This is a genomic window from Niabella sp., assembly GCF_030150205.1.
Taxonomy (GTDB): Bacteria; Bacteroidota; Bacteroidia; order Chitinophagales; family Chitinophagaceae; genus Niabella.
Genome location: NZ_JASLGT010000030.1, coordinates 71933 through 83468 on the forward strand (window position 1 = coordinate 71933; position 11536 = coordinate 83468).

Sequence of the window (11536 nt, forward strand, 5' to 3'; positions counted from 1 at the left end):
ACGATAAGATGTTTGAACGGACGACTGCTGCAAGGAATACGCCAAATGATGGTATCTGCTACATTTTTTGATCGAGATTAACTCCTGTCTCAATATGCTCAAATCCTGGAATCATCGAATTCAAAGCGGCAACAATGTCTTTTTTTTCTGCGTGTGTATCTTCAAAGACCATTCTTAGCGCCCTTATAACCTTGTTCAGATCGTTTATTTCCCGTCTTTTTGCATTCTTTACAATTCCAAGTGCCTGGTAGGTACTGGTGTCCAGTTCTTCCTCATCGGTATAAAACTCTTCATATAGTTTTTCTCCACTGGTATTGCTGGGGAAGAAGTACACGGGATAATGGTTGTTTTGAATATGCATAGCTGCATTTTTCGCGGCTTCCTCCGATGCGTAGATCTCCATTTCAAATCCCATCTGTTTCAGGAACGGGGGTACCACATCCGCAAAGTTCACCATTGTTGATTCCTCCAGTTTTGGAAAAAATATTTCACCGGATTGTCCCAGGATGCAGGCACATAAACAGATCTGTCCCGATTCATCGGGCGATACAAAAAAACGCTTTACATCCGAAGGGCAGGAGAGCGGTTGCTGTTTTAAGATGCGTTCGATAAATCCGGCCAGCAGGCTACCATTGGAAAAAGCCACATTGGCAAACCGGGCTGTAGTGATCTTCATTTTCTTTGAATATGCCAGGATGACTTCTTCCATCAGCTTTTTGCTGGCACCCATTACATTTACGGGGTTGGCGGCTTTATCTGTGGAAACACAAAAGAAATGCTTCGGTGGTTGTTTCATAAGCAGTTCCAGCAGATCCTTTGCCCGTGTTACATTATTCTCGATCATCGCTTCGATTGAGAAAATGTCTTTTTCCGAACGCACATGCTTATGTGCTGCAAAATTGGCCACAATATCAAAAGGCCCTTCGTGTTCGAAAATCTTTAAGAACGCCTTATCGCTGAAATTGACCGGGTAGGTTTTGAACTGGTCCGGCAACTGCAGGTCTGTCCGGCTCCGGCAGTCACGGACAAGCTCTGTCAGTCCGTTTTCATTGATATCGGCTACGATGAGTTTGCCCGGGTGATATTTTACAAGCGCCCGGATAAAGGAGGATCCGATCGTGCCGGCACCGCCGATGACAAGCACGTTTTTGTTATTGATTTCCTTATGCAATTTTTCGGCATGATCTTTCATGTCCGGGAGAAACAGGCTTTGAGAGCGGCGGGTAATGTATTCTCCAATAAATTGCTCAATGTTGAAGTTTAGAGGCATAACTAGAGGTATTAAAGCTTTTTATTGTGTTAATTAATCCATCTTTTACCGTTACCGGTAGTTGTTCGATATGCAGGGCTTTTTTAATTTTTTCATTCGATACAACATAGTTCTCCGTCAATTTTTTTAGACGCTCGGTGTTCAATGGAATGAACCGAAGTGTATCACCGATAGTTGCTAAACGGCTTATAAAGCGAGAGGGGATGGTCCAGAGTCGGGGTCGTTTGCCTTCGAGTTTAGCAATTAATGCGATCAGCTCATTTGTAGACAAAGATACATCATCTGCAAAATTATAGATACCGGACCTTATTTCGGTATTGTTAAGCATTTGTATCATTAAATAACATAGATTATCAATGCTTAAAAACGATCTTTTATTTTCGAAAGCCGCCAATGGCCAGGGGAGTCCTTTTTTTGCAAGTTGATAAAGCATATTGAGATTGCCCTTGTTTCCCGGCCCGTGGATCATACAGGGCCGGATGATAAAAAGGCGCCTGCCTTTGGGAAGATCCGCCGTAAGTAAATAGTTCTCGGCGGCTAATTTCGATCTCCCATATGGAGTGAGCGGATTAGGGATGGCTTCTTCTGTTAAAATGTCCGGCACCGTATCCGCTACAGCTTTAACGGAACTGAAGTAGAAGAAATCCTTAATATCCGAGTTAAGGAACTGCCTGAAGACCTCAATGGTTAGGTCCCGGTTAATATGCTGGTATTCCTTTTCCAGAGAACTGTTGCGGGTATCATGTGCTTTGCCTGCAAGATGAATGATGGCATCAGCGTTGGAGCTGTTTAATAATGACGCCCAATCAGCACGTCTGAGCGATAAGGGAATGGTTTTCATTCCTTCGTTATCAGCATACTTGGAAAGATTACTGCCAACAAATCCAGAGGCGCCCGTTATCAATATTGTTTTCATAAATAGGTTAATATAGATTTGGACATTTCTTTGTTTATGGCTGTTCTCCGGAATTTTTCTTTAAAGTTAACCCGCTCTTCCTGCGTGTATGCATACGAAGACAGCTGCCGCACCATTGACTCTGAGTCGCCGGGAGGAAAAAGTATTTTATTGGGAATATTTTTTTCAATAAACTCATGGGCGTATCCGGCAACACCCGCAACAATGGGTTTGTTATAAGCACCTAATTCAAAAATTTTAGAAGGCAGTACTTTTTTAAATGCGTCGTAGTCATTTAAATGGATGAACATAAAATCCGAATCCTGATATAAATCCAGCAGATCGCTTCTGTTCTGAGGCGGAAGGATCTGTATATTGTTTGTTTTTAGGCGTTCCATTTCACTGAGCAGTTTCGCTTTTGCACCACCATCTCCAACAATCAGAAATCTATATGCATCGCCCAGCTTTTTCGCAGCCTGGGGTACGATTTTATGCAGACCCTGCCCTTCACCTATATTGCCGGCGTATACAATCTTTTTAATGGAGTTTTGAGGCCGGGTGGCTGAAGGGATGTTTAAGAATTCTTCATCAATGCCGTTGGAATAGAACGAGTAACCCGGTGACCGGAATTTTTTGAAATAGGGCGTAAAGCCTTCTGATATCAGATTAATGTGGGTTGCGTAATTAAATACTTTTCGCTCAATAAATTTCAGAACGGCCAGTATGCCTGGCTTTGCCACTGAGCTTTTTAATACGTCCTCCATGGTGTCTGTAAAAATATCCCGGATATCCAGATAAAGCGGGGTATTGTTTTTCTTTGCAATGGAATAGCCCAGGTAAGCCGTAAACAGCCGGGAAGAAGAGGCGACCACCAGGTCGTATTTTTGTCCCCTGGTATGCTTTTTAACAGCGTTAAAATAGGTTTTAAATGAATTTATCTGGTCCCGCATCCCGCTTTTATGTTTGGGAATGGCAATGCGGTGTATCCGGTAGTTATCGCGTTCTTCAAATTCCGGGGCTTCCGATTGAAAGGTGCTGTACCGGTTGGGAAGCGTAGTAAACACTTCAATGGATGCATTCTTTTCTTTTGCCTGGTTTGCCAGTTCTTTTACCAAAGGACTGTTGCGGAATGATCCTGCACAAAGATCAGGTTCAAAATAAAAGCTGAGGTAAAGTATTCTTTTTGACATTTATATCCTGTTTACATGAATAATGGTGATCAGTTTGTTTTTAAACGTTGCTTTTATCCTGATCCCTTCCAGATACCGGTTGTATCCTTCTGCCATTTTATAGGGTTCTTCAATAACGTCGTGAGCATGTTTAAATTCTATGATCTTATTGAGATCGATATGAAGCTTTGATAGCGATGGATGAAAATGAAAAAACGCACAGGCGGAGGCCGTTTCCCCTGTCAGTTCATCTGTTATGATGATCCTGTCGGTTTGAAACTGAAAATGACGACGGTGAATGACGCCCTGTTTCTGATAACCATCGTGCGAAGCTGCAAAACTGTTACCCGTCTCTGATTCAATCCGCACCTTTGCACGGCGGCCTACCCGGAACCCGCCCCACACCTGCGATTGGTTCTGGTTATTGATCACTACCGTATTATGGGCCCCGGTGCTCCGTTCCAGGTTCCTGCGGGCACCAATCTGGTAAGTTGAAGTGCCTTGTTCTGTCAGCATGGGATACCCATTAACGTATAGGATAAAGGAAAGCGCGTCTGCATGTGCATGACCGGGCTGGTAGGAGGCACCGATTGCAGCAGCATCGATCCGGCACTCATAATTGCCGATATCGAACTTCCGGTATCCTGAATCATCCGGTGATGCCTGCTGTTTATCCGGGTCGATCTTCAAAAGGCTGCCGTATTGCAGAAGCCAGGAAGTAGGGGGGGCAATGCCGGTAGCGCTGTCATTAAAATGTGGGATATCGCCATTCTGAAAGGATATCTGTTGTAACCAGGTTAACATTTTTACCGCCATTCGTTTTATAAACGATTCGAAGTCTGGCTTCTTGTCTTTCCATTTAGCATACCAGTCTAAGAGTTCCAGCATACGGAATAAAATGATCTGGTGGTACATCGGGCTCAGCTCAAAGTGTGCTCCATCCCGAAGTACTTGCGCATTTAATTGTTTTTGCAAGCCTTTTTCAGCTTTCATGATCCACGACTGTTCGGAGAACATGGCGCCGCCCATCAGTAAGGCAAAATAATTTTCCAGCAAATGGTTCCCCAGGAGATGAAATTCGAGCCGTTTGGTCAGGAACGTCAGTTCCGCGTGCATATCAGAAAGCATTTCAGCATCCGGTGCATCACTTGCGGAAAGAAAACGGATTCCGTTAATGACGCGGAGTGAAACAGGATACGGTTCCAGGCTGAGCTCACCCGAATACAACCATTCATGAAGGGAATGCCAGAGCGCTTTTTTTATTTCAGAAGAGAGACCATCCTGTAATAAATAATTCGCATATTGAAGATTATAATTCCAGAGTTTACCATGGGTTTGGAAGTTCCAGTCGATATGATCGTCGAATGTTTGCGTAATGTTCAGGAACCGGAAGTCTTTCCCCGTTTTGCTGGCCATTGATGGCTGGGGAGGGCTGGCGGTAAAGGACGGCAATTGTAATTGCTCAGGCCGGTACGGGTGCCTGTAGGCTGTTAACGGCAACGGCTTTTTTAACCGGAACCGTAACTGGTATTGGAACTGAACCGGTTTGAGGTATTTAATGGTATTGAGGAGCAGCCCTATCTTACGAAGCATGAAGATTGTAGAGTTTTATTAAATGTGCTGTAATGCGCTCTGCGGTTTTACCGTCCCATTTTTCGGGGATGCCTCCTTTTCTCCAGTTGCCGGAAAATAATTTTTCAAAGGCGGGAGGGATCGCTTCGGGATTGGTGCCCAGCAATTCGTTGGTGCCGATGGAAATGGTTTCGGGCCGTTCCGTATTGTCTCTTAACGTCATACAGGGTACCTGCATCACTGTTGTTTCTTCGGTGATGCCGCCGGAATCGGTTACCACTGCCAGGGAGTGCTGTACCAGGAAGTTGAATTCCAGGTAACCCATGGGGTCAACGGTATGCAAATTTGGGGCAGCGATACCGATTTGCTTTAACATCCCTGCGGTGCGGGGGTGCACGGGGAAAATAAGCGGCAGGCCGTTTGAAGCGCTTACAATTGTATCAATTAACTTTTTCAGCTGATCTGCCTGATCTACATTTGCCGGCCTGTGCAGCGTCATTACTATGTATTTTTTTTCTTCGAGTCCCAATTGATCCCAGATGGCTGGTTTAGTAAAACGGGGCATTTGTTTCAATAGTGTGTCGATCATTGTGTTGCCCACAAAAAAGATCTGTTCTTCCCGGATGCCGTTATGCCTGAGCGTTTCACCCGCTGTTGGCGTTGTGGTGAAAAAATAATTCGTGATACTGTCTGTTACAATACGGTTGATTTCTTCGGGCATGGTCCAGTCGCCGGAGCGGATACCTGCTTCTACATGGGCTACCTTTGTATGTAATTTCTGGGCTACGATGCTGCAGGCCATAGAGGACGTTACATCACCTACTACCAAAACCAGATCGGCCGGATGCTCCAGCAATTCCTTTTCAAAACGTACCATAATGGCCGCTGTTTGTTCTGCCTGGCTACCTCCTCCGGCCTCCAGGTTGGCATGTGGTTCCGGTATGCCAAGTTGTTCAAAGAAGTCGCCACTCATTTTTTTATCGTAGTGCTGGCCGGTATGGATCAGGCGGTATTGCAGATCAAAACCCTGCCGCTGGTTATTTTCTATTGCGTTAATTATGGGTGCTATTTTCATGAAATTCGGACGAGCGCCGGCTATAATGGTTATTTGCATTTTTTTCTTTTTAAATTACTTTAATCCAGTTACCTGTTTTCATACTTTCAATGGCTGCAAAGCTGGCCTTTGTGGTATTCACGATCTCATCAAAAGGGATTAGCGGCGCACCACCCGTTTTTATCCGGTTGCACAAAAGTTTGAACTGTGCTGCATGCCCTTTATCAATAGGTGTTTTAAGCTTTGAAAATCCTTTAAAGCCAAAGGCTTCCGTAAGGCGGAAGTTATTGACCACAGCGGTGCGTTCCTGGGAAAAGACCTCAATCCGCTCTTTCGGGTACGCCTTGGAACCATTACTGAAGTAGTTTACAACTCCCGTGCTGCCATTTTCATAGCGCAGCAATATGGAAGCATTATCGGTATGTTCCTGTGGCTGTGCGCCCATAGCGTTCATACAAACTGCTGTGACCTTGCTGCCTGCTAAAAAGCTGATCAGGTCTATATAATGACAGGCTTCGCCAATGATACGGCCACCTCCCACATCCAGGTCATGTACCCAAATATGAGGCGGAATATGGCCGGCGTTCATGGTGGCAACGACGTTCATCTGGGATTGTCCTAATAAGGATTTTAATTTTTGAATATGCGGGGAAAATCTCCGGTTGAAGCCCACGGTTAGTGTTTTGCGGCCATCGTATGCGGCAATAATGGCATCCAGTTCCGTGTTGTTCAATGCCAACGGTTTCTCCACAAATACATGTTTGCCTGCGTTTAAAGCATCAATAACCATGGAAGCGTGCAGGTTATGCCGGGTCATAACCATTACCAGGTCTACTGCCGGGTCCTGCAGAATTTCCTGGTTGGAAGTGGTACTTTTTTGAATCCCGTATTTTTTTGCCAGTACCGTAGCGGATACACCGCCTTTGCTGGCAATAGCAACCAGTGGTGCCTGTATCTTTTTTAAAACGGGCAACATGGTCATTTGGGTAAAGTTCCCCGCGCCAATGATTCCAATGCCGCCCGGGCCCGGGGTAAAGCTGGCTGACGGGTTTGTTACAACTATACGACTGCTACTGCTTTGCTCCGGATATATCAGCAGGGAGGCGATGGCACCGCTGCTCATATTGCCATATATTTTCCCAAATTCTTCTATCGGTACTCTTTCTGTGATCAGGGGCGTTACATCCAGTTTTTTGGTAGCGATAGCGTTCAAAACGGTTTCGAAATTCCGCTTTTCGGTCCACCGTACAAAGGGTAACGGATAGTCCATCCCTTTTTGCTCATAGTCCTCATCATAACGGCCGGGTCCATAGGAACAGGAGACCTGGAAGCTGAGCTCTTTTTCATAAAAATCGGAGCGACCAAGATTAAGACCCACAACTCCTACTAATATGATGCGACCTCGCTTTCGACTCATTTGTGCCGCCTGGGTAATGATATCGTTGGTCTTCGCGGAGGCCGTAATAATTACCCCATCTGCACCTGTCTCATGCGTTTGTTCCTCCACAAATTTTACCACATCACCATCATTCCGCGGGTTAAAGGGAATGATGCCTTTTTGCCGGGCAATCTCCAGCTTCCGGTCGTCCAGGTCTACACCAATAACCCTGCATCCATTGGCGATCAGCAGTTCAGCCGTGATCAGCCCAATAAGGCCCAGGCCCATCACTACAATGGTTTCACCCAGTGTAGGATCACAAAGGCGGATGCCCTGCAAACCAATGGCACCAATAATCGTAAAGGCGGCTTCTTCGTCCGATACGGAATCCGGTATCTTAGCCACCAGGTTTTTAGGAACACATACATATTCTGCATGATGGCCGTTTGAAGCCACCCGGTCGCCGATCTGGAATTCACTAACACCTTTACCTACGGCAATAACGCTACCTACATTACAATAACCCAAAGGAATGGGAGTGCCTAATTTGTTAAAAACGGCCTCCAGGGTGGGTGTTAGCCCTTCCGTTTTGATCTTGTTCAAAACCTGTTTTACCTTATCCGGCTGTTGCCGGGCTTTTTGGATCAGGTTGGCTTTTCCAAATTCCACCAGCATCCGTTCCGTGCCTAACGATACAAGGCTTCGTGTGGTTTTTATCAGCACAGTTCCCGGGCTTACTTCCGGCACCGGTATCTCTTCTAAAATGGTTTCTCCTGTTTTAAAGGATTGTATGATTTGCTTCATTTAGACAATATGTTAAAATTGTACATGATATTTTTGTATAAAGGGATCAGTTGTTCTGCCCCATTGATCATTTCAATATCCGGTGTTTCTGTTTTTGTGAAATGCTGCAGTGTGCTCAATAATTCGTTTAAATCGTTCGATATGGAAATGGTTCCTTTAGGACGGGAAACTACATCAGTAGCTATAACGGGTACACCCAGCGATAAAGCTTCTTTTACAGAAATCGAATCTCCATCCGTGGTTGTAAACCGTATAAAACAATCCGACTCTTTCAGCACAGCATTGAAATCATGCTCGAACGGAATCAGCAATATATTATTGTTGATTCCGCCCTTTTTTAATAATTGCGAATAATTAGAAGACGGATCCGAAATGACCAGGGATAAATGCGGCAGCGTATTGAAAATAGTTACCAGGTCGGATATCTGGTAGATCTCCCGGTTATTTTTATCATAGGAGACATTATAGGCGTTGGTGCAAAACACGAATCCCTTTTTTCTTAATCCGCGAATCTGGCCAAGTATCGATGGCTCTAAAGATAATACCTGGTCCGCCGGAATAAAAGCTGAAAACAACTGTGCATTTTTATTAAGCCTGGCAGCTATCTTATAGCTATTGGTATTTAATAAAATGGGATATGATGTAAGCCTTACCGACCACCGGTCGAGCCGGTTTTTGAACCGGCCATATCTGTTTAAATCTCCGTGATAGGTGCTTATCAGGCATTTGGAGAAAACAAAGCATAATAAGGCGATCAGGAATCTTAGGTAAACATTTGAAGAATGAAGATGTATGAATTTATATTTTAAACAGGCCTTTAGAATGGTTGTTTTACTGCTTTTATTTATATCGATGAATTTATAGCTGATTCCATTCTTATCTAAATGCGCTAATAGCCGTTTAACATGTACCGTAACGCCACCGATCGGTGGGGGTACCGTTCCCAGTACCAGGAATTTGCTTTCAGGTTGATTTAAAGGTATCGTGTTGGTGGAATGCATACTGTTTTTTGTCTTATTGCAGAAGGCTCAGCTTTATTGATTCCCATTCGGTAAGACTGGTTGTCTTATTCAACAGGTTGTTGATTAAGGTTTCGGTTTTGCTCTTTCCGTATTTGCTTCTATATAAGTTTATGAAGTCGTAGTCGTCTTTTGCAAAGGCCAGCGCTGCCCATCTCAAGCTGGAGAACAGATCATTGCCTTTGCGATAAATCATCGAGTAATCGTGTACCGGATCATCTGTAAGCGCTCCCCATGTACCCATTAATGACTGTGTAATGGCACTGAATTGTTTATTAAAGCCGCTGCCTACCTCGCAGTAGTTCCATGCGCCAATGCCTTTGGCACCCTGTTTCTGGGCTTTCCATCCCATGTTTAAATAGGCCGTTGGCTCCAGGTTCCTGCCGGCCGCTTTAATTTCGTATAACCATAACTCACTTTTCCTGTTTTGTGTATTGAGCACTTCGTTAATGATGCTCTCATTTCCAGAATATACTTGCGTGATATCTACATATTGCGTCAGATACCCGGTACCCTGGGCGCTTAATGTTGTATAAAATGGGGAAGCGATATTGTTGCTACGGCACCATTGAATCATTGCAACCAGCTTTGTAGCGTTGGTTAGGTCTGGTTCGTCAAACGGATAAAGTACAGCTTTTGAAAAATCGATTCCGCTGGCCACGAATGCCTGCCGGGTTGCCTGGTACCAGTTGAGGAAGTTCGTTTTCCACGCATCTGACATGAAATCAGCACTGCTCTTATAGTTCATAAACAGCAGATACTTGCTGAATCTTCCATTGGTCCCCTCTAAATAATCACTTAGTTTTGTTGTATTAATGTCGCCTGCTGTTACGGAAGGTAACGCTGCCGGGGGGATCACCAATACATTTACTTTGTGATCCGTAAGGTCGTTCAGTACAGTTGTTTTAAGCCCCTCAATCAGCGGGTTATTGAAGTAAGCCCATACATTTAAATTAAGCTGATTGCTGGACTGCGCAGTGCCTACTACTACAGATTGTGAAAAAGTAGGAATATTGCGGTTTAATGAAAAGCTAACAGATGCATTGCCGGCCTGTAACCCACTGTATTCGATTAAAAAATAGGCGGAGGAAATGGGCGGTAGCGTTATGGATTGGGTGAGGTTCAACGGTAATATGACATCCAGTATTTCATTATTCTTGAAATCCCTCATTGCCGGAAGAGAACTGATTTTTACCGAAACGTTCTTATTGGATACGATTATTTTACTGAATGATAATTTGATGCCGAAGGTAGTGGTGTTCCGCACTTTTAGTATACGGTAGTTTTTACTATTCAGCAATACCGGGATCGCCTGGGTATTGGGCACCACCTGTAAATTACTTGTTTTATTTTGCCAGGGGATGTACCAGGTAACCGGCTGAGCAATTGTGGTATTGCAATTGCTTAAATTGATAAGAATGAGTATGAATACGCCCTTTATTATATTTTTTAATTGCTTATTTTTCATTGCTTTATTTTTATTGTTTTCAATTGCCTGTGAAACGATGTTGTATTTCCGAAGTTGTCTCTTAAACATCGTAAAAAGATTATTTATCTTTAAAATTGAGGGTGTCAATGATATAAGATTTTTCATGCTCAGGATTTTAATAAAAGATAACCTGTAATTAATAATGCATAAGATCCAATTCCCAAAACAATAATTCTTAAACGTTGTTCCTTTTTATATGAATATAAGACGAGCATGCTTGCCAAATAGAAGACCGGGAATACACACATGATCCTTCTTGTATCTGCATTCGACGTTGCCCCGAGAACGAGGAGGCAGGATATTAAAAACAGGTAGAATGCTTTTTTGTTTCCGGTAATTGATTTTCGTTTATAAAACAAGCCTGTTAACAGGATGATCCATATTACAAACCAGAAAATAGCGGCAATGCTTAATGGCAACATGCCTATGTTGTCGAGCCTGTCATAAAACGGGAACGGTAAGGTTTGTGAAAACAGCCCGATTGTAATATGTCTGATGCCAAAAGGAAGTTTTAATAGTTGCGCACCAAATGAATTACTCCCTGCGGAAGACAAACTCAAGTTGCTGTAGGAATTGGTTGTGTTTGATATGGTTGAAAGGCCTTCTGCGATTTGATTTCTAAAGAGAAAAAGCACCACAAGCACTGCTACAAAGCCTCCGAAAATGATCACCCCTTTATTCCTGTAATTGTTCTCAAAAAGAAATAAGTACAGGTACAGGAACAAGAGCGTGATGGAAAACAGACCGTGTTCAGGTCTGAACAGGTAAATAATATAACTTAGGAAAGCCAGTAGAAATACCTTTAATACTGTTTTTTTTGTGAACATGCTATAAAAATAGATCATAAAACACAGGCCAATGGGCACGTCGCGTAGCAGTTCTGATG

Annotated in this window: 9 protein-coding genes; all 9 read right to left on the reverse strand. The window is 43.8% G+C overall.

The features are described from left to right. Nucleotides 1–58: 58 nt before the first annotated feature. Nucleotides 59–1270, reverse strand: coding sequence for a UDP-N-acetylglucosamine 4,6-dehydratase (locus Q1V85_RS22340; RefSeq protein WP_300603479.1), 1212 nt, complete (start codon nucleotides 1268–1270; stop codon nucleotides 59–61). Continuing rightward, nucleotides 1248–2186: an NAD-dependent epimerase/dehydratase family protein gene (locus Q1V85_RS22345; RefSeq protein ID WP_300603482.1), complete on the reverse strand. Its 939-nt coding sequence runs from the start codon at nucleotides 2184–2186 to the stop codon at nucleotides 1248–1250. Before Q1V85_RS22345 ends, Q1V85_RS22340 begins: the two co-directional genes overlap by 23 nt. Further along, nucleotides 2183–3355 carry a glycosyltransferase family 4 protein gene (locus tag Q1V85_RS22350; RefSeq protein WP_300603485.1) on the reverse strand — a complete coding sequence of 391 codons (1173 nt, stop codon included), beginning with the start codon at nucleotides 3353–3355 and terminating at the stop codon, nucleotides 2183–2185. The genes Q1V85_RS22345 and Q1V85_RS22350 overlap by 4 nt, the downstream gene beginning before the upstream one ends. Beyond that, nucleotides 3356–4927, reverse strand: coding sequence for an alginate lyase family protein (locus tag Q1V85_RS22355; protein ID WP_300603488.1), 1572 nt, complete (start codon nucleotides 4925–4927; stop codon nucleotides 3356–3358). It lies immediately after the preceding gene. Further along, the gene (gene wecB / locus Q1V85_RS22360; protein WP_300603491.1) at nucleotides 4917–6020 is read right to left on the reverse strand and encodes a UDP-N-acetylglucosamine 2-epimerase (non-hydrolyzing); all 1104 of its coding nucleotides are present in this window, start codon (nucleotides 6018–6020) and stop codon (nucleotides 4917–4919) included. Before wecB ends, Q1V85_RS22355 begins: the two co-directional genes overlap by 11 nt. A gap of 10 nt (nucleotides 6021–6030) precedes the next feature. Then, on the reverse strand, nucleotides 6031–8142 hold the full coding sequence (locus Q1V85_RS22365; protein ID WP_300603494.1) for a bi-domain-containing oxidoreductase: 2112 nt from the start codon (nucleotides 8140–8142) through the stop codon (nucleotides 6031–6033). Next, complete coding sequence (locus tag Q1V85_RS22370) at nucleotides 8139–9143, reverse strand: glycosyltransferase (protein WP_300603497.1); 1005 nt, start codon at nucleotides 9141–9143, stop codon at nucleotides 8139–8141. Before Q1V85_RS22370 ends, Q1V85_RS22365 begins: the two co-directional genes overlap by 4 nt. A 13-nt stretch (nucleotides 9144–9156) precedes the next feature. Continuing rightward, the gene (locus tag Q1V85_RS22375; protein ID WP_300603500.1) at nucleotides 9157–10629 is read right to left on the reverse strand and encodes a hypothetical protein; all 1473 of its coding nucleotides are present in this window, start codon (nucleotides 10627–10629) and stop codon (nucleotides 9157–9159) included. 128 nt (nucleotides 10630–10757) lie between these two features. After that, complete coding sequence (locus tag Q1V85_RS22380) at nucleotides 10758–11477, reverse strand: hypothetical protein (RefSeq protein WP_300603503.1); 720 nt, start codon at nucleotides 11475–11477, stop codon at nucleotides 10758–10760. Nucleotides 11478–11536: the final 59 nt, after the last annotated feature.

Excerpts from the sequence above, each read along its gene's own strand:
- Q1V85_RS22340 (WP_300603479.1), bottom strand. The coding sequence starts at position 1,270 with ATGCCTCTAAACTTCAACATTGAGCAATTTATTGGAGAATACATTACC.
- Q1V85_RS22365 (WP_300603494.1), bottom strand. The coding sequence starts at position 8,142 with ATGAAGCAAATCATACAATCCTTTAAAACAGGAGAAACCATTTTAGAA.
- Q1V85_RS22355 (WP_300603488.1), bottom strand. The coding sequence starts at position 4,927 with ATGCTTCGTAAGATAGGGCTGCTCCTCAATACCATTAAATACCTCAAA.
- Q1V85_RS22380 (WP_300603503.1), bottom strand. The coding sequence starts at position 11,477 with ATGTTCACAAAAAAAACAGTATTAAAGGTATTTCTACTGGCTTTCCTA.
- Q1V85_RS22370 (WP_300603497.1), bottom strand. The coding sequence starts at position 9,143 with ATGCATTCCACCAACACGATACCTTTAAATCAACCTGAAAGCAAATTC.
- Q1V85_RS22345 (WP_300603482.1), bottom strand. The coding sequence starts at position 2,186 with ATGAAAACAATATTGATAACGGGCGCCTCTGGATTTGTTGGCAGTAAT.
- Q1V85_RS22350 (WP_300603485.1), bottom strand. The coding sequence starts at position 3,355 with ATGTCAAAAAGAATACTTTACCTCAGCTTTTATTTTGAACCTGATCTT.
- Q1V85_RS22375 (WP_300603500.1), bottom strand. The coding sequence starts at position 10,629 with ATGAAAAATAAGCAATTAAAAAATATAATAAAGGGCGTATTCATACTC.
- wecB (WP_300603491.1), bottom strand. The coding sequence starts at position 6,020 with ATGCAAATAACCATTATAGCCGGCGCTCGTCCGAATTTCATGAAAATA.